The organism is Amycolatopsis thermophila (assembly GCF_030814215.1).
GTDB classification, from domain to species: domain Bacteria; phylum Actinomycetota; class Actinomycetes; order Mycobacteriales; family Pseudonocardiaceae; genus Amycolatopsis_E; species Amycolatopsis_E thermophila.
Genome location: NZ_JAUSUT010000001.1, coordinates 4,178,622 through 4,196,537 on the forward strand (window position 1 = coordinate 4,178,622; position 17,916 = coordinate 4,196,537).

The window sequence follows — 17,916 nt, forward strand, 5'->3', positions numbered from 1 at the left end:
GCCGGATCACCTGCCGAACGCTGCCTGAGGGGGCACTAGAGGTACTCGTGCGCGACCCGCTCGGCGAGGCGTTCCAGCAGCGGCGCCGGCTCGGTGAGGCACCGCTGGACGTCCGGCTCGATGTCGTTGAGCGCGTACGCCCCGCTGAAGCCCGCGGTGCGCAGGGCGCCGGCGTCCAGGGTGCTGCGCCCGGCCAGTGCCACCACCGGGATCCCGCGCTCGGCCGCCGCCGACGCGATCCCGGCCGGGCCCTTGCCGCGCAGGGTCTGCTCGTCCAGCGAACCCTCGCCGGTGATCACCAGGTCCGCGCCCGGCAGCTTCTCCGCCAGCCCGGTCAGCTCCAGCACCACGTCGATGCCCGGCCGGAACGACGCGCCCAGCACCGCCAGCGCGTAGCCGGTTCCACCGGCCGCACCGGCGCCCGGCACCTCCGCGACGTCGACGCCCGAGGCCCGCACGACCTCCGCCAGCCGGCGCAACGCCGACTCCAGCAGCTCCACGTCCGACGGGGTCGCACCCTTCTGCGGCCCGTACACCGCCGCCGCGCCGTGCGGGCCCAGCAGCGGGTTGTCCACGTCGCTCGCGACCAGCAGCTCGACGTCCCGCAGCCGCGCGTCCAGACCATCCAGGTCGATGCGCGCCAGCCGGGTCAGCGCCGCCCCGCCCAGCGGCAGCTCCGCGCCCGCGGAGTCCAGCATCCGGGCACCGAGACCGCGCAGCAGACCCGTCCCGCCGTCGGTGCTCGAACTGCCCCCCAGCCCCAGCACCAGCCGGGTGGCGCCGGCGTCCAGCGCCGCGCGCATCAGCTCGCCGACGCCGAGCGTCGTCGCCGTCAACGGAGCGGGTGAGGGGAGCATGGCCAGCCCGGACACCGCCGCGAGCTCGATCACCGCCGTCGGACCCCGGCGCGCGTAACCCGTGTCGACCGGCTCGCCGACCGGACCACTGGCCCGCGCCGGCACGAACTCGAACCCGGCGGCCACGGCGGCCGCGACCGTGCCGTCCCCGCCGTCGGCGATCGGGCACTCCAGCACCTCGGCGCCCGGCCGCCCGCGGCGCAGCCCCGCCGCGATCGCGGCGGCCACCTGGGCGGCGGGCAGGGTGCCCTTGAACTTGTCCGGAGCGACGACGACTCGCGTCACACCTGCGCCCCGTCGCCGTCCGGCGGGCCCTGCTTGACCCGCAGCAGCAGCAACGCGATCGCGATGGCCAGCGCCAGGATCCCCAGCGGCGTGGCGACGGTGGTGCTGACGCCCACCACGCCCGGGACGATCAGCAACAGCAACCCGGCGACGAAGAACAGCAGCACGATCAACGCGCCCTTGCCCGGTCGTGGCAACGGCGGCGGCTCCGGCGGCACGTAGTGCTCCTCGTCGCCGGCCGGCTCGGGCGACGGGTCGTCGCCCAGCACGGTGTCCTCCCACGCGGTGCCGCCACCGCGCCAGCTCGCCTCGCCGGCCGGTTTCTCCGGTTCCGCGGGCTTCTCCGGCTCGGACGGCTCGGGACGCGCGGGCGCCCGCTCGGTCTCGATGCCGTCGTCGAACAGGCCGACGCCCTCGGCCCGCAGGTCCGCGACGATGGCCGCGAACGTGGCGTCGATGTCGTCGGGGTCGGGTACGCGTGAGTTCATCGGGCCCCCACCTGCCCCGGATCGCGGACCGCTTCCACGAACTCGACACTACGCCGGAAGACGAGCGGCGCGTCGTGGTCCAGGGTCGCCACGTGGAAACTCTTCTCCAGCAGCACTTCCGTCACGTCCCGGCTGCGCACGCCGTCGAGCACGATCCGGGCGTTCTCGGGCTCCACCACGTGGTCAACGACCGAGTGCAACAGGAGAAGCGGCTGCGTCACCCGCGGCAGGTCGGCGCGGGTGAGCTTCCACAGCTCCGCCAGGCTCGCCGCCGCCCGCACCGGCACGCGGTCGTAGGCCAGCTCGGTGACGCCCGGCTTGGCGATGTCGTTCGCGACGCCGCGCGACCACGGCACCACCCGCGACAGGACGGGCAGCAGCCTGGTGGTCCAGCTCAGCCGCGTCACCGAGGGGTTGACCAGCACCAGGCCCGCGACCGCGTCCCCGTGCTGCTCGGCGAGCCGCAGCGCCAGCGTGCCGCCCATCGACTGGCCGAACACGAACACCGACCGGCACCGCTGCCGAAGTTCGAGGAACTCGCGCTCGACCGCGCCGTACCACTCGGGCCAGCCGGTCTTGTTCATCTCCCGCCACGTGGTGCCGTGGCCGGGCAGGCGCGGCAGCCGCACCGTGAAGCCCCGCGCGGCCAGGTACTCGGCCCAGCCGCGCAGGCTCTGCGGCGTGCCGGTGAACCCGTGGCACAGCAGCACCCCGACGTCGGCCGAACCGGTGTGCGCGAACGGTTCCGCACCGGCGAGCACAGGCATGGCATCCGCCCTTCTCCTCCGAACGCGGCCCCAATCGTCGCATGCCCGGGCCCGCCGGGGGACCGCCTGCCGCAGCCCCGTCCCCCGGCTGTGACCTCCCGCCCACTGCCGACCCGGGCGTTGTGCCCGGTCACACCGCCTCCTACCCTGGATGCGGCAGGCAGTTCGGGCAGGTAGGAGGGCGTGCCGAGTGCTGTACCGGTTGCTGAAGTACGTGCTGCTCGGACCGTTGCTCCGGTTGCTGTGGCCCACCAAGGTCACCGGGGCCGAGAACGTCCCGGACAGCGGGGGCGCCATCCTGGCGAGCAACCACCTCGCGGTCGCCGACTCGTTCTTCATGCCGCTGCGGGTCAAGCGCCGCGTCACCTTCCCGGCGAAGCAGGAGTACTTCACCGAGAAGGGCGTCAAGGGCACCCTCAAGAAGTGGTTCTTCACCGGCGCCGGCCAGATCCCGATCGACCGCTCCGGCGGCTCGGCCGCGCAGGCCGCGCTGGACACCGCGATCCGGCTGCTGCGCGAGGGCAACCTGCTCGGCATCTACCCGGAGGGCACCCGCTCCCCGGACGGCCGCCTGTACAAGGGCAAGACCGGCGTCGCGCGCGTCGCGCTGGAGGCCGGGGTGCCGGTCATCCCGGTCGCCATGATCGGCACCGACAAGGTCAACCCGATCGGCTCGAAGATGTGGATCCCGCGCCACCTGGAGATCCGTTTCGGCAAGCCGCTGGACTTCTCCCGGTACGCCGGGCTGTCCGGTGACCGGTTCGTGGAGCGCTCGATCACCGACGAGATCATGTACGCCCTGATGGAGCTCTCCGGCCAGGAGTACGTGGACATCTACGCGGCGAAGGCGAAGGAGCTCCAGGCGGCCGAGGCCGCCGGGGTGCGCGCCGTCGTGCCGGCGCAGAGCGGCCTGCCCGACGCCCACCGGGTACCGGAGACCAAGGCCGGCTAGCGCCCACCCGCCGCCCGGCCGGCACCCCTGATCGCGGGGCTGCGCGCCGCACTGCTTAGGGTGCTGCGGTGCGGTTTTTCTACGACACCGAGTTCATCGAGGACGGCGTGACGATCGATCTGGTGTCGATCGGTGTCGTGGACGAAAGAGGCCGCGAGTTCTACGCGGTCTCCACCGACTTCGACCCCGCCAAGGCCGGCCCCTGGGTGCGCGAGAACGTCCTGCCGAAGCTGCCCTCACCGGGCGACAAGGCGTGGCGCAGCCGGGAGCGGATCCGGGCCGACCTGCTGGAGTTCCTGGGCCGCCCGCCCGGCGGGATCGAGCTGTGGGCCTGGTACGCCGCCTACGACCACGTCGCGCTCGCCCAGCTGTGGGGCACCATGCCCGAGCTGCCGCGCCAGCTGCCCCGCTTCACGCGCGACCTGCGGCAGCGCTGGGAGGACGTGGGCAAGCCCAAGCTGCCCGCCCCGCCCGCCAACGCCCACGACGCCCTGGCCGACGCGCGCTTCAACCTGGAACGGTGGCGCGTCATCGACGAGGTGCGGCGGCGGAGGGGTTTCCCCGTCTGACGCCGCGCGCACCTCGTCGAGGAGCAGCGGCTCTCACCGCCGCGCGGAGACCGCGCCCGCCAGCCGCTCCAGCAGTTCGGCCGTGCCGGGCCAATCCAGGCACGCGTCGGTGATCGACTGCCCGTACGTCAGCTCGCCGGAGCGCCCCAGCACGAGATCCTGCCGCCCGGCCTCCAGGAAGCTTTCGAGCATGATCCCGGCGATCCCGCGCTCCCCGGCGGCGACGCGGTCGGCGATCTCCCGCGCGACCGCACCCTGGCGGACGTGGTCCTTGCCGCTGTTGCCGTGACTGGCGTCGATGATCACGCGCTCCGGCAGCCCGGCCTTCGCCTGCCGGGCGAGCGTGTCCGACACCGTCGCGGCGTCGTAGTTCGGCCCGGCCGACCCCCCGCGCAGGATGACGTGGCAGTCCGGGTTGCCGGCGGTGGTGAACAGCGCGGCGAGGCCGTCGTTGTTGATCCCGGCGAACACGTGGCTCGCCGCGGCGGCGCGGGTGGCGTCGACCGCGACCTGCACGTCGCCCTCGGTGGAGTTCTTGATCCCGACCGGCATCGACAGCGCGCTGCACAGCTGGCGGTGCACCTGGCTGGCCGCGGTCCGCGCGCCGATCGACCCCCAGCTCACGGTGTCGGCGATGAACTGCGGCGTGATCGGGTCGAGGAACTCGCACCCGACCGGCAGCCCGAGCGCGGAGATGTCGAGCAGCAGCTTGCGCGCCATCCGCAGGCCCTTGTTGACGGCGTAGCTGCCGTCCAGGTCCGGGTCGTTGATCAGGCCCTTCCAGCCCAGCGTGGTGCGCGGCTTCTCGAAGTACACGCGCATGATCACGTGCAGGTCGTCGCGCAGCGCGGCGGCCTTCTCGGCCAGGCGGTGCGCGTAGTCGAGTGCGGCCGCCGGATCGTGCACCGAGCACGGGCCGACGACGACGATCAGGCGGTCGTCGGCGCCGTCGAGGATGTCGACGGTGGCGGCCCGGCCCTGGGCGACGGTCTTGGCGATCGCCGCGTCCACCGGCAGTTCCTGCCGGAGCAGGGCGGGGGAGATCAGCGGGCTGACGCCGAGGGTGCGCTGGTTGTCGAGGCCTTCGGTGGTGTCCGCGGGGCCTGCGCTGAGGGTCATTGCGGGGGGTTCCTTTCGGTGACCGGCCCGCGTGAGTCCCTGCCGAGCCGGTCGATCATCCGGCTCCAGGGTGGAAGGTCAGCGCGCAGCGAGGCCGCCGGCTGGCCCACCCAGGGCCGGCCCGCTAAACCAGAAATAGCGCTGCACGGAACCGACCCTAGCACCCCGTCCCGCCGCTTTACCGATCAAGGGTGACTACCGCTACGCTGGCGCTCGCCAGGTGTGAGCAGCACAACTTTTTTCGGAGGTCTGATCAGATGCGTGTCGGCGTGCTGACCGGTGGCGGCGACTGCCCCGGGCTCAACGCGGTGATCCGCGCCGTGGTCCGCAAGGGCATCGAGGTGCACGGCTGGGAGGTCGTGGGCTTCCGCTCCGGCTGGCGCGGGCCGCTGACCGGGGACAGCCGCCCGCTCGGCCTCGACGACGTCGAGGAGATCCTCGCCCGCGGCGGGACCATCCTCGGCTCCTCGCGGACCAATCCCTACCAGGAGTCCGGCGGCGCGGACCGGATCAAGGCCGTGCTGGCCGAGCAGGGCGTCGACGCGCTCATCGCGATCGGCGGCGAGGACACCCTCGGCGTGGCGCGGAAGCTGACCGACGACGGCGTCGGCGTGGTCGGCGTGCCCAAGACCATCGACAACGACCTCGCCGCCACCGACTACACGTTCGGCTTCGACACCGCGGTGCACATCGCCACCGAGTCCATCGACCGGCTGCGCACCACGGCGGAGTCGCACTACCGCGCGATGGTCGTCGAGGTCATGGGCCGTCACGCCGGCTGGATCGCGCTGCACTCCGGCCTGGCCGGCGGCGCGAACGTGATCCTGGTGCCGGAGCGGCCGTTCTCCGTCGAGCAGGTCGTCGAGTGGGTCGAGCGCCGCTTCGAGCGGATGTACGCGCCGATCATCGTGGTCGCGGAGGGCGCGGTGCCGCAGGGCGGTGCGGAGGTCCTCAAGACCGGCCAGAAGGACGCGTTCGGGCACGTCCAGCTCGGTGGTGTGGGCACGTGGCTGGCCGACGAGATCGCCACGCGCACCGGCAAGGAGTCGCGCGCGGTCGTGCTGGGGCACACCCAGCGCGGCGGCACGCCGACGGCCTACGACCGGGTGCTCGCGACCCGCTTCGGCCTGCACGCCGTGGACGCCGTGGCCGACGGCGACTTCGGCACGATGGTCGCGCTGCGCGGCACCGACATCGTGCGCGTCAAGCTCGCCGAGGCCACGGCCGAGCTGAAGACCGTGCCGCCGGAGCGTTACGAAGAGGCCGAGGTCTTCTTCGGCTGAGGTCCGCGGGGGCGGGACGGGTTTCCCGTCGCGCCCCCTACTTTCGTCGGGTGAAATGGTCTGAACCATTGTCTGAGTGGTCCAGTCCTCTTACGGTGCTGGTGTCCCCTTCGGCTCCCAGGGAGGCATCATGCGCAGACCCGGTCTCGTTCTCGGCGGCCTGTTCGCCGCACTCGTCATGACCGTCACCTCCGCACCGCCCGCCGCGACGGCGGCGCCCGTGGGCAAACTCCTCGGCTACTTCGCCGAGTGGGGCGTCTACGACCGCGCGTACTACGTCAAGAACATCCAGACCAGCGGGTCGGCGGACAAGCTGACCCACATCAACTACTCCTTCGGCAACGTGACGAACGGCCAGTGCGCCGTGGGCGACAGCTACGCCGCCTACGACATGGCCTACTCGGCCGCCAACAGCGTCGACGGTGTCGCCGACACCTGGGACGCGGGCGCACTGCGCGGCAACATCGGGCAGCTCAAGCGGCTCAAGCAGATGCACCCCGGCCTGAAGGTGCTGTGGTCCTTCGGCGGCTGGAACTGGTCCGGCGGGTTCGGCCAGGCCGCGCAGAACCCGGCCGCCTTCGCCGAGTCCTGCTACAACCTGGTCAACGACCCGCGCTGGGCGGGCGTGTTCGACGGCATCGACATCGACTGGGAGTACCCCAACGCGTGCGGCGCCACGTGCGACACCAGCGGGGCGGGGGCGTTCACGAACCTGATGGCGGCGCTGCGGTCCCGGTTCGGCGGCAAGCTGGTGACCGCAGCGATCACCGGGGACGGCTCCGCGGGCGGCAAGATCGACGCGGCCGACTACGGCGGCGCGGCGAAGTACGTCGACTGGTACAACGTCATGACCTACGACTACTTCGGCGGTTTCAGCCCGGCCGGGCCGACGGCGCCGCATTCGCCGCTGACCTCCTACGACGGCATCCCGGCGGCGGGCTTCTACTCGGATGCGGCGATCCGGAAGCTCGAGGCGAAGGGTGTGCCGGCGAGCAAGTTGCTGCTGGGCATCGGGTTCTACGGCCGCGGCTGGACCGGCGTCACCCAGGCCGGCCCGGGCGGCACGGCGACCGGGCCGGCGCCGGGCAAGTACGAGCAGGGCATCGAGGACTACAAGATCCTCAAGACCCGCTGCCCGGCGACCGGCACGATCGCCGGCACCGCCTACGCCCACTGCGGCTCGGAGTGGTGGAGCTACGACACGCCGGCGACGATCGCGGGGAAGATGAGCTACGCCAAGGGGCAGGGCCTGGGCGGCGCGTTCTTCTGGGAACTGTCCGGCGACACCGCCGACGGTGAGCTGATCTCCGCGATGAACTCCTGAGGCCATCCGGCCGGGTCCGCGCGGACCCGGCCGGACCGCCGGTGCCGGGGATTATCGTGGCGGAGTGAGGAAGTTCGCCGGGTTCGGAGAGCACGCGGTCGAGTTCTACGACGGCCTCAACGCCGACAACTCGAAGCCGTACTGGGAGGACCACGTCGAGATCTACCGGTCCGACGTGCGGGCTCCGATGGAGGCGCTGCTGGCCGAGCTGACGCCGGAGTTCGGGCCCGGGTTCGGCGACGGGAAGGTGTTCCGCCCGTACCGGGACGTGCGGTTCTCCCGCGACAAGACCCCGTATAAGACGCACTGCGGCGGCGTGATCGAGCAGGGCCGGGGCGGCGGCGCCTACTACGTCGAGGTGTCCTCGGCGGGGCTGCGCGTGGGCGGCGGGTGTTTCCACCTCCAGTCCGACCAGCTGGCCCGGTTCCGGCAGGCGGTCGACACGGACATCCACGGCAAGGTCCTGGAGGACGTCCTGGCCGGACTGCGCCGCGCCGGGTGGACCATCGCGGGCGACGCGCTGAAGACGAAGCCCCGCGGCTACGCGGACGACCACCCGCGCCTCGAGTTGCTCAAGCACCGCTCCCTGTACGCGGTGAAGGCCTGGGAGCCGGACGACACCCTGCACGAGCGCGCGTGCCTCGACCGGGTGCGCAAGGCCTGGCGGCAGGTCCGCGCGTTCAACGAGTGGGCCCGTGACCACGTCGGCGTGAGCGAGAAGCCGCGCCGCTGACGACCGGGCCGCGCTCGGGCGGCGCGGGAGCCAGGGCCCCGGGTGCCCGGCTTCGCCCGCCCCGCCGGCGAGCCCGGCGCATCCCCATACCGGGTGACCTCGCCCCCGGCCGGGCAATCCGGCCTCCGACCAGCCGTGAGGCGGCTCACTGGTGAACCTTTCCTGAACCGTTTGAGAGATCGGTACAGACGTGCGCCGGGTAAGGGACTACGCTATGGGAACGTGAGCCGACGCGCGAAGATCGTTTGTACTCTTGGCCCCGCGACCGCCACGGCGGACAAGGTGCGTGCCCTTGTCGAAGCCGGGATGGACGTGGCGCGGCTGAACTTCAGCCACGGCAGCCACGGTGACCACAAGCAGGTGTACGACCTGATCCGGGAAGCCGCGGCCGAGACCGGGCGCGCCGTGGGCATCCTCGCCGACCTGCAGGGCCCGAAGATCCGGCTCGGCACCTTCGCCGGTGGACCCGTCGAATGGCGCACGGGGGACGTCGTGCGCATCACCGTGGAGGACGTCGCCGGCACCCACGACCGGGTCTCGACCACCTACAAGGGCCTGGCCAAGGACGCCAAGCCGGGCGACCGCCTGCTGGTCGACGACGGCAAGGTCGGCCTGGTGGTCCAGGGCGTCGAGGGCCCGGACGTCGTCTGCGAGGTCACCGAGGGCGGCCCGGTCAGCAACAACAAGGGCGTCTCGCTGCCCGGCATGGACGTCTCCGTCCCGGCCCTGTCCGGCAAGGACATCGAGGACCTGGAGTTCGCGCTCGAACTGGGCGCCGACTTCATCGCGCTGTCCTTCGTCCGCTCGCCCGCCGACATCGACCTGGTCCACCAGGTGATGGACCGCGTGGGCAAGGGCCGCCGCCCGGTGATCGCCAAGCTGGAGAAGCCCGAGGCCGTCTACAACCTCGAGGCCATCGTGCTCGCCTTCGACGGCGTCATGGTCGCCCGCGGTGACCTGGGCGTGGAGCTGCCGCTGGAGCAGGTGCCGCTGGTGCAGAAGCGGGCCATCCAGATCGCCCGTGAGAACGCCAAGCCGGTCATCGTCGCCACCCAGATGCTCGACTCGATGATCAACAACTCCCGCCCGACGCGCGCCGAGGCCTCCGACGTGGCCAACGCGGTGCTCGACGGCGCGGACGCGGTCATGCTGTCCGGCGAGACCAGCGTGGGCCGCTACCCGATCGAGACGGTGCGCACGATGTCCCGGATCGTCGAGGCCGTCGAGGCCGACACCCCGTCCGTGCCGCCGCTGTCGCACGTGCCGCGGACCAAGCGGGGCGTCATCTCCTACGCGGCGAAGGACATCGGTGAGCGGCTCAACGCCAAAGCGCTGGTCGCGTTCACCCAGTCCGGTGACACGGTGCGCCGCCTGGCCCGCCTGCACACGCGCCTGCCGCTGCTGGCGTTCACCCCGGAGGACAGCGTGCGCAGCCAGCTGGCGCTGACCTGGGGCACCCACACCGAGCTGGTCCCGTCGGTGGACTCGACCGACCGCATGATCAAGCAGGTCGACCGCGCGATGCTGGAGACGGGCCGCTACCAGGCCGGCGACCTGGTCGTCATCGTGGCCGGCTCGCCGCCGGGCACCGTCGGGTCGACCAACCTGATCCGCGTGCACAAGCTCGGTGAGGACGACCACGCCTGAGGCCGCCCCGTAGGCTTTCGACCATGACTGAGCTCGCTCGGGACGCGGCCGCGGGACTGGATGCCCAGGAGGGCGCCGGAGGGCAGCAGGTGCTCGACAACCTCGTCGCGCTGCTGGACCTGGAGCGCATCGAGGAGGACATCTTCCGCGGGGTGAGCCCGCCGCACTCGCCGGTGCGCGTGTTCGGCGGCCAGGTCGCCGGACAGGCGCTGGTCGCGGCCGGCCGCACCGTCCCGCCGGAGCGGCACGTGCACTCGCTGCACGCGTACTTCATCCGGGGCGGCGATCCGCGCGTCCCGATCGTGTACGAGGTCGACCGCATCCGCGACGGCCGCTCGTTCACCACGCGGCGGGTGACGGCGGTGCAGCACGGCAAGGCGATCTTCGCGCTGTCCGCGTCGTTCCAGAAGACCGAACCGGGGCTGGAGCACGCGGACGAGATGCCCGAGGTGCCGGACCCGGAGACGCTGCCGACGTACGCCGAGCGCCTGCGGGACTTCCCGCGGCAGGCGCCGGAGGTGCAGATGCGCCCGCGGCCCATCGACGTCCGCTACGTCAACGACCCGCCGTGGGTGACCTGGCAGACCGGAGAGCGTCCGGACCGCAACCAGGTGTGGATGCGCGCGGACGGCGTCCTGCCCGACGACCCGCTGCTGCACGTCTGCGTCCTGACCTACGCCTCGGACATGACGCTGCTCGACTCGCCGCTGGCCCGCCACGGGGTGTACTGGGACCTGGACCGCGTGCTGGGCGCGAGCCTGGACCACGCGCTGTGGTTCCACCGGCCGTTCCGCGCCGACGAGTGGTTCCTCTACGACTGCGAGTCGCCCTCCGCCTCCGGCGGGCGTGGCCTGGCCACCGGGCGTTTCTTCAGCCAGGACGGCAGGCTGCTGGCGACCGTGGTGCAGGAGGGCCTGCTGCGGGTGCTCCCGAAGGACGGCGCGGGCGCCTGAGCGGGCACGCGGTGGGAATCAGCCCAGCGGGCTCAGCGACGGCGTCCGGCGACGGCGGAGGTGCTTGGTCCGCGGCTTCACCACGTCCTCGATCGCCGGCCCCAGGCTGAGCTGCGCCGCCAGGTAGGCCCGGCACGGCGTCCGCCCGCGACGGCGGAACAGCAGGCGCGACCGCCGGCTGCGGCAGACCGGGCAGTGCCCCCGGGCGTCGGGCGCGTGCGTGGCCAGCGTGGCGCGCAGCGCCTCGACGAGGAGGGGGATCTCGCGGACCGCAAGGTCGGCGGCCCGGTCGCGGTCGGCGAGGTCGACCGATCGGCTGAGATCGTCCAGCCTGCGCTGCACGGACGTCTGCAGTGGACCGACGATGGTGTCGCGGTCGAGCACGCCGCCTCCTGGGGGTGGTTCAGTTCGCGGAGGCGACATTACCGCGGCAATCTGCAATTTGCAGACCGCTCATGGCACAAGATACCTCACGGGGGTGAGCCGGCCGGGGCCCGTTTCCGGATTCGGCTGGTTAGATGGAGCGGGTTGTCCACGAGCCGCCAGGGGGGAATGCGCGGGCCGGAGTGGAGGTGCGGACATGAGCCGGGGTCAGGGTCCTACGATTCGCCGTCGGCGGCTGGCGAGCGAACTGCGCCGGCTGCGGGAATCGGCGGATCTCACCATCGACGAGGTGGCCGAGAAACTCGAATGCTCGGCGTCGAAGATCAGCCGGATCGAAACCGGGCACGTCGGGGTCACGCCGCGCGACGCGCGGGACATGCTCGAGCTGTACGGCATGACCGGCGACGAGCGGGAGGCGCTGGTCCAGCTCGCCCGCGAGGCCCGCAAACCGGGCTGGTGGCAGGCCTACAAGGAGGTCTTCACCGGCACGTTCGTCGGGCTGGAGGCCGACGCCAGCTCGCTGCGGGCGTTCCAGGCCCTGCTCGTGCCGGGCCTGCTGCAGACCGAGCAGTACGCCCGCGCCGTGATCCGCGCCATGCGGCCGGACGCCGAGGAGTCCGACATCCAGCGCCGGGTCGCCGCGCGCACCGCGCGCCAGCAGCTGCTCACCGACCCCAGCCCGCCGGAGTACTGGGCCGTCATCGACGAGGCGGTGCTGCACCGCGTGGTCGGCGGCCCGGAGGTGATGGCGCACCAGGCCGACCGGCTGCTGGCCGTCGCGCAGCTGCCGCACGTCACCATTCAGGTGGTGCCGTTCGGCGCGGGCGCCCATCCGGGTATGGAGGGACCGTTCCTGATCCTCGGTTTCCCGGAGCAGGCCGATCCCGATGTCGTGTACGTGGACAGCACTTCGGGTGGTTTTTTCCTCGAGCTGCCCCCCGATGTGCGCCGCTATATCCTGATGTTCGATCATTTGCGTGCGACGGCTCTCAAACCCGACGACTCGGTCGAGGTGATCGCCGCGGCGGCCGAACGTTTTTCCCGATGAGGGTTGCCGGGTGAGCCGTACGAACGTGAGCATTGGGAAGTGAGGAGCGGGGAGAAATGTCCCATGTGGAGCGGGTGACCCCGGTGTGGCGCAAGAGCAGCCACAGCGGCGGCGGGAACGACTGCGTCGAGGTCGCGATGATCGCCGGGGGTGTCGGCGTGCGCGACTCCAAGAACCCCGGCGGGGGCGAGCTGCACGTCTCCGCCGAAAGCTGGCGTGGACTGCTGCGCGCCGTGGGTGCGCTCGACCGCGCCTGAGCAGCCGAACGGACGACCCCTTACGCCGCCGCACAGGGGATGGGGCGGGGTAAGGGGTCGTTTCGCGTCCGGGACGAGGTGTTCGACCGATGCCGGGGCACCGCCCTCAGGACGACTCTGAGGTTCACAAGGGGAACTGAGAGAGCCGGAAGAGGGAACTCCCGATGCGCAACGAGTTGATGTTCGACGCGGTCCTGGCCGAGGTGGCCTACCGCCGTGAGCAGCTGGAGAACGCGGGCCGGCCGGGCCCCCGGTGGTTCGGCCGCCGACGGGCCGCGGTCCGCGTGCCGGAGCAGCGCCGCCCCAGCGCGGCCGAGCTGGTCCGGGCCCGGTAAGGGGCGGGCGTGGTCCGCCCGGAGCGAAAACCCTGTCGGAACTGTCGGTGGGGTACGACAGAATGAACCTCGTGCCCCGCCTCGGTTCCGGAATCCCACTGGTCGCCCGCACTGACGAGATGCGGCGGTTGCGTGCTGCCTTCGCCGCCGCCGAGCGGGGTGAGGCCGGTGCGGTGCTCGTGTCGGGTGACGCCGGGGTGGGCAAGACCCGCCTGCTGACCGAGCTGGCCGAGCACGCCGCCTCGCGCGGCGCGCTCGTGCTCACCGGCCGGTGCCTCGACGTGCGGGAGGGCGGTCTGCCGTACCTGCCCTTCGCCGAGGCGCTGGCCCCGCTGAGCCTGGACGAGGATCCGGTGGTGGCCGAGGCGGTGCGGGTGCGCCCGGCGCTGGCGCGGCTGCTGCCGCAGGGTGCGATGCCGCCGGCGCCGGACGGCGAGTACCCGGGGCCGGACACCTCCGGCGAGCGGGACGTGCCCTACCGGGTGCGCCAGGAGCAGGACCTCGGGCAGCTGCAGCTGTTCGACGCGGTGCTGGGGCTGCTGACGCAGGTGGCCGCGCACCGGCCGGTCGTGCTGGTGCTGGAGGACCTGCACTGGGCCGACTCCTCCAGCCGCAACCTGGTGTCGTTCCTGCTCAACCGGCTGCGGACGCAGCGGTTGCTGGTGGTCGCCAGCTACCGCGAGGAGGACGTGCACCGGCGGCACCCGCTGCGGGCGCTGCTGGTCGAGATGGTGCGGCTGCCCGCGGTGGAGCAGGTCGAGCTGCGCCCGTTCGGCACCGCCGAGGCGCGGGCGTTCGTCGAGGCGCTGGCCGACGGGCCGTTGTCGCCGGAGATCCTCGCGGGGGTCGCGGAGCGGTCGGAGGGCAACCCGTTCTTCGCCGAGGAGCTGATGGCCGCCGGGGTCGAGTGCCGCGATCTCCCGGCGGGGCTGGCCGAGGTGCTGCTGGCGCGCCTGGAACGGCTCTCGCCCGAAGCGCGCCGCGTGGTCCGGACCATTTCCGCGGCGGGCGACTCGGTGGCGCACGCGGCGCTGGCCGAGGTCACCGGTCTGGACGAGCTGGAGCTGGACGAAGCGTTGCGCGAGGCGGTGCACCACCACGTGCTGGTCATCGAGCGCGGTGCTTACACGTTCCGGCACGCGTTGCTGCAGGAGGCGGTGTACGCGGACCTGTTGCCGGGGGAGCGGGTCCGGATGCACGGGGCCTACGCGGCGCGGATCGAGCGCACGCCCCAGGGCCGCGGCCACGACGCGAAGCTGGCGTACCACAGCCTGCGCAGCCGGGACCTGACGACGGCGCTGCCCGCGTTGCTGCGCGCGGCCGAGGAGGCCGAGCGGCTGGGCGCGCCGGGCGCCGCGCTGCGGCACATCGAGCAGGCGCTGGAGATCTGGGACGCGGTCCCGGAGGCCGAGCGGCCCGCGGACGTCGGCGAGCTGAAGCTGCTGCAGGAGGCGTCCTACTTCGCGGCCACCTCGGGTGAGCCGGAGCGCGCCATCGCCTACGGCCGGTCCGCTGTGCAGAACCTGGGGCCGGACGTGCCGGCCGAGAAGGCGGCGAAGGCGTGGCGGCGGCTGGCCGAGGTGCTGCTGAACGCCGAGGGCACGCTCGACGAGGCGCGCGCCGCCATCAACCGGGCGTGGGAGCTGGTCGCGGAGGGCGAGCCGAGCAAGACGCGCGCGTGGGTGCTGGCGACGCGCGCGGCGATCCTGCGCAACGCGGGCCAGTACGAGGACTCCAGCTGGAACGCGCACACCGCGGTCGCCGACGCCCGCGCAGTCGGTGCCACCGGCGCGGAGGCCGCCGCCCTGGTCACGCTGGGGGCGCTGGCCGACTCCGCCGGCGAGCCCGAGGAGGCCCGCGAGCGCCTGCGGGAGGCCGAACGCAAGGCCGTCGAGTCCGGTTCGCTCAACGTCGGGCTGCGCGCGGTGTGCTTCCTCGCGTTCAGCCACGAGGACCTGGGCGAGTACGGCGCGGCGATGGAGATCTACCAGCGCGGCATCGAGCGCGCGGAGCAGACCGGGCTGACCTGGAGCATCTACGGGCTCGAGATGCGCGCCCGGCACCTGACGCTGCGGTACCTCACCGGCGACTGGCCCGCGATGGCCAGCACCAACGCACCCGCGCGGGGGGTGTCCAGCGTGCTGGCGGCGCGGATGACGGCGGCGTGGCTGCCGTTCGCCGTGGCGCGGGGCCGGGTCGCGACGGCCGAGAAGTACCTGGAGGAGCTGCGGCCGCACTGGCGGGCGGAGCCGTTGACGGCGATCGTGAGCGGTGCGACGGGCGCCGAGCTCGCGTTCTGGCAGGGGGAGTACCAGCAGGCGCTGGCCTGGGTCCACAAGGTCACCGACTTCCTGCTGGCCTTCGACGAGGGCTACCTGCTCGCGACCGTCCGCCTCGGCGCACTGGGGGTCGAGGCGGCCGCGTCGTGGGCGGCCACCGCCCGCCGGCGGGGTGACGAGGGTCTGGCCGCCCAGGCGGCCGCGGCGGGGCGGAAGCTGATCGAGCACGTCCGCCACGCCGGCGCGCACGGGAAGCCGCGAGCCCGCACGCTCGGTCCGGAGGGCCGGGCCTGGCTCGCCCGCGCGGAGGCGGCGGCCAGTGGTCTGGACGGTCCGGCCGACCCGTCGTTGTGGGCGGTGGCGGTCGCGGCGTTCGACTACGGCGCGGTGTACGAGCAGGCGGTCTGCCGGTGGCACCACGCCGAAGCGCTGCTGGCCTCCCACGGCGATGCCGGCTTGGCGGCGAAGGAACTGCTGGCCGCGCACGAGGTCGCCGAGCGCCTGCGAGCCGAACCCCTGCGCGACGCGGTGCGCGAGGTCGCCCGCCGCGCGCGCGTCGACCTCCCCGGCGTGGCCCCGGAACCCCGGCCGCGCCCGGTCGTCGACCCACTCACCGGTCGCGAACGGGCCGTGCTGGAGCGCGTGGCCCTGGGCCGGACGAACAAACAGGTCGGCGAGGAGCTCTACATCAGCGAAAAGACGGTCAGCGTGCACCTGTCCCGGGTCATGGCGAAGCTCGGCGCGAGCCGGCGCGCCGAGGCAGTCGCCATCGCCTACGACCGCGGCCTGCTCACCTGAGTGCCGAAGGCGGGTCGCCAGGCCCGGGCGGGGTTCAGCGTCCCGGCACCTTGCCCAGCACGCGAAGCCCCACGGTCATCCCGCGGGCCCAGATCTTCCCGGGCACCACGCGCGGCGGCCGCAGCCGCACGCCGCGCTGCACGGCGATCGACTGCACCTCGGTGTACTTCAGCAGCCCCTCGCGCCCGTTGCGCCGCCCGACGCCGGATTCCTTCATCCCGCCCATGGGCAGCCCGACCGACCCGAACGTCGCCGCGTAGCCCTCGTTCACGTTGACCGTCCCGGCCTTCAGCCGCGACGCCACCGCCCAGCCGGCGGCCGTGCTCCCGGACCACACGCTCGCGTTCAGCCCGTACTCGGTGTCGTTCGCCTGCGCGATCGCCTCGTCCAGGTCCGTGTAGCCGTAGATCGCGACCACCGGCCCGAACGTCTCCTCGCGGTACAGCTTCACGTCCTCGCCGACATCCGTCAGCACCGTCGGCTCGTAGAACAGCGGCCCCAGATCGGGCCGGGCCCGCCCACCGGTCAGCACCGTGGCGCCCTTGGCGCGCGCGTCCTCGACGTGCGCACTCACCGCGGCCAGCTGCGCGGCATTGGTCAGTGAGCCCATGTCCGCGCCGTACCCGAGTTCCGCGCCCAGCTTCAGCGCCCGCGTCTTCGCCACGAACGCCTTCGTGAACTCTTCGCGGATGTTCTCGTGCACGTAGATCCGCTCGACCGACACGCACAGCTGCCCCGCCGACGAGAAGCACGCGGTCACCGCCCCGGCCGCGGCCTTGGCGACGGGCGCGTCCGGCAGCACGATCATCGGGTTCTTGCCGCCCAGCTCCAGCGAGTACCCGGTGAGCCGGCCGGCGACCTTCTCCGCGAGCGCCTTGCCGGTGGGGGTGGACCCGGTGAAGCACAGGTAGTCCGACTCCTCGACGATCGCGTCGCCGATGCGCGAACCCCGCCCCAGCACGATCCGCCACACCCCGGCGGGCAGGCCGGCCTCGGCGGCGAGTTCGTGCAGCCACAGCGCGGACAACGCGGTCTGGTTGTCCGGTTTCTGCACGACGGCGTTGCCGGCGGCGAGAGCGGGAAGCACGTCCATCGCGGTGAGGGCGAGCGGGTAGTTCCACGGCGAGATCACGCCGACGACGCCCTTCGGGTGCCGGATCTCGCCGGCCTTCGTCGCGATCGGGATGACCCCGGCGGCCCGGCGCGCGCCGAGGAACTTCGCGCTGTGCCTGCCGTAGTACCCGGCGACCAGCGCGGTGGCGCTGACCTCGTCGAACGCGTCGATGCGCGCCTTGCCCGCTTCGATCTGCACCAGGTTCAGGATCTCCTCCTGGCGGCGGAGGACGAGGTCGCCCAGCCGCTTGAGCACGCGCTGCCGCTCGGTGGCCGGGCGCGCGGCCCACGCCTGCTGCGCCTCGCGGGCCTGCCGGAACACCGCGCGGACGTCGGCGTCGGTGGCCTGCGGCAGGGTCGCGGTCGGCAGGCCGGTGAACGGCGCGGTGATCTCGACCGGCGCGGAGTCCTGCCCGCCCTCGGCGCGACGGGCGAGGTGGGCGGCCCGGGCGGCGGTCGGCGCACCGACGATGCCGCCGACGGTGCCCGGCCCCGGGGACGCCTCGTCCGTGGACGCGGTGGTGCTGGTCATCGGCCCTCCTGACGGTGGTCGGCAACGTTACCGGCGAGTACAGCATACCGGCGGTATGACCGCGCACCCTTTCCGTTCGCGAACGTCACACCCGGAGATCCGTGCGTCTCACCAAGTGAGCGGCCGGCCCGGGCGAGGGCCGGGCCGGCCGCCGCCCGCGTCCGGCGCGGGATCCGATGCGCCGGGAGAAAGC

The 17,916-nt window shown here is 72.8% G+C and carries 17 protein-coding genes; 11 read left to right on the forward strand and 6 right to left on the reverse strand.

From position 1 onward, the window contains the following. Window positions 1-35 precede the first annotated feature (35 nt). From FB470_RS20480 to FB470_RS20490, 3 genes are read right to left on the reverse strand one after another with little or no spacing between them, the layout of a single operon-like run. A complete protein-coding gene (locus tag FB470_RS20480; RefSeq protein ID WP_306993838.1) occupies window positions 36-1,142 on the reverse strand; it encodes a glycerate kinase in 1,107 nt (368 codons plus the stop codon). Next, a complete protein-coding gene (locus FB470_RS20485) occupies window positions 1,139-1,630 on the reverse strand; it encodes a hypothetical protein (protein ID WP_306993839.1) in 492 nt (163 codons plus the stop codon). Before FB470_RS20485 ends, FB470_RS20480 begins: the two co-directional genes overlap by 4 nt. Further along, window positions 1,627-2,397, reverse strand: a complete 771-nt coding sequence (locus tag FB470_RS20490; protein WP_306993840.1) for an alpha/beta hydrolase — start codon at window positions 2,395-2,397, stop codon at window positions 1,627-1,629. The genes FB470_RS20485 and FB470_RS20490 overlap by 4 nt, the downstream gene beginning before the upstream one ends. 190 nt (window positions 2,398-2,587) lie before the next feature. On the opposite strand from FB470_RS20490, the gene FB470_RS20495 reads away from it, so the two are divergent. Together FB470_RS20495 and FB470_RS20500 are read left to right on the forward strand one after the other, a co-directional pair. Next, window positions 2,588-3,349: a lysophospholipid acyltransferase family protein gene (locus FB470_RS20495; protein WP_306993842.1), complete on the forward strand. Its 762-nt coding sequence runs from the start codon at window positions 2,588-2,590 to the stop codon at window positions 3,347-3,349. 68 nt (window positions 3,350-3,417) lie between these two features. Beyond that, window positions 3,418-3,918, forward strand: a complete 501-nt coding sequence (locus tag FB470_RS20500) for a polyadenylate-specific 3'-exoribonuclease AS (RefSeq protein WP_306993844.1) — start codon at window positions 3,418-3,420, stop codon at window positions 3,916-3,918. Between the two features lie 33 nt (window positions 3,919-3,951). Here FB470_RS20500 and FB470_RS20505 read toward each other — a convergent pair whose 3' ends face one another. Continuing rightward, window positions 3,952-5,037 (reverse strand): 3-deoxy-7-phosphoheptulonate synthase, encoded by a 1,086-nt coding sequence (locus FB470_RS20505; protein WP_306993846.1) that lies wholly within the window; start codon window positions 5,035-5,037, stop codon window positions 3,952-3,954. A 257-nt stretch (window positions 5,038-5,294) separates the two neighbouring features. Here FB470_RS20505 and FB470_RS20510 point away from each other — a divergent pair, with 257 nt between their 5' ends. From FB470_RS20510 to tesB, 5 genes are all read left to right on the forward strand, one after another. Beyond that, window positions 5,295-6,320, forward strand: coding sequence for a 6-phosphofructokinase (locus FB470_RS20510; RefSeq protein WP_306993849.1), 1,026 nt, complete (start codon window positions 5,295-5,297; stop codon window positions 6,318-6,320). Window positions 6,321-6,450: 130 nt separating this feature from the next. Continuing rightward, complete coding sequence (locus FB470_RS20515) at window positions 6,451-7,644, forward strand: glycoside hydrolase family 18 protein (RefSeq protein WP_370876508.1); 1,194 nt, start codon at window positions 6,451-6,453, stop codon at window positions 7,642-7,644. 64 nt (window positions 7,645-7,708) lie between these two features. Further along, window positions 7,709-8,377: a DUF2461 domain-containing protein gene (locus FB470_RS20520; RefSeq protein ID WP_306993850.1), complete on the forward strand. Its 669-nt coding sequence runs from the start codon at window positions 7,709-7,711 to the stop codon at window positions 8,375-8,377. 222 nt (window positions 8,378-8,599) lie between these two features. Next, on the forward strand, window positions 8,600-10,024 hold the full coding sequence (pyk, locus tag FB470_RS20525) for a pyruvate kinase (protein ID WP_306993852.1): 1,425 nt from the start codon (window positions 8,600-8,602) through the stop codon (window positions 10,022-10,024). 23 nt (window positions 10,025-10,047) lie between these two features. Next, window positions 10,048-10,977, forward strand: a complete 930-nt coding sequence (gene tesB, locus FB470_RS20530; RefSeq protein ID WP_306993854.1) for an acyl-CoA thioesterase II — start codon at window positions 10,048-10,050, stop codon at window positions 10,975-10,977. A gap of 18 nt (window positions 10,978-10,995) precedes the next feature. Here tesB and FB470_RS20535 read toward each other — a convergent pair whose 3' ends face one another. Continuing rightward, window positions 10,996-11,361 carry a hypothetical protein gene (locus FB470_RS20535; RefSeq protein WP_306993856.1) on the reverse strand — a complete coding sequence of 122 codons (366 nt, stop codon included), beginning with the start codon at window positions 11,359-11,361 and terminating at the stop codon, window positions 10,996-10,998. A 196-nt stretch (window positions 11,362-11,557) separates the two neighbouring features. Between FB470_RS20535 and FB470_RS20540 the strand changes: the two genes are divergently transcribed. The 4 genes from FB470_RS20540 to FB470_RS20555 all read left to right on the forward strand — a co-directional run bounded on the left by FB470_RS20540 (window position 11,558) and on the right by FB470_RS20555 (window position 16,078). Continuing rightward, the gene (locus FB470_RS20540; protein WP_306993858.1) at window positions 11,558-12,409 is read left to right on the forward strand and encodes a helix-turn-helix domain-containing protein; all 852 of its coding nucleotides are present in this window, start codon (window positions 11,558-11,560) and stop codon (window positions 12,407-12,409) included. Window positions 12,410-12,465: 56 nt separating this feature from the next. Continuing rightward, entirely contained in the window at window positions 12,466-12,666 is a 201-nt protein-coding gene (locus FB470_RS20545; RefSeq protein ID WP_306993860.1) for a DUF397 domain-containing protein, read from the forward strand. A gap of 164 nt (window positions 12,667-12,830) precedes the next feature. Further along, the gene (locus FB470_RS20550) at window positions 12,831-13,001 is read left to right on the forward strand and encodes a hypothetical protein (protein WP_306993862.1); all 171 of its coding nucleotides are present in this window, start codon (window positions 12,831-12,833) and stop codon (window positions 12,999-13,001) included. Window positions 13,002-13,063: 62 nt separating this feature from the next. Beyond that, window positions 13,064-16,078, forward strand: a complete 3,015-nt coding sequence (locus FB470_RS20555; protein WP_306993863.1) for a helix-turn-helix transcriptional regulator — start codon at window positions 13,064-13,066, stop codon at window positions 16,076-16,078. Window positions 16,079-16,112: 34 nt separating this feature from the next. Here the strand turns inward: FB470_RS20555 and FB470_RS20560 are convergent, their stop codons facing one another. Continuing rightward, on the reverse strand, window positions 16,113-17,723 hold the full coding sequence (locus FB470_RS20560; protein WP_306993865.1) for a succinic semialdehyde dehydrogenase: 1,611 nt from the start codon (window positions 17,721-17,723) through the stop codon (window positions 16,113-16,115). Window positions 17,724-17,916 lie beyond the last annotated feature (193 nt).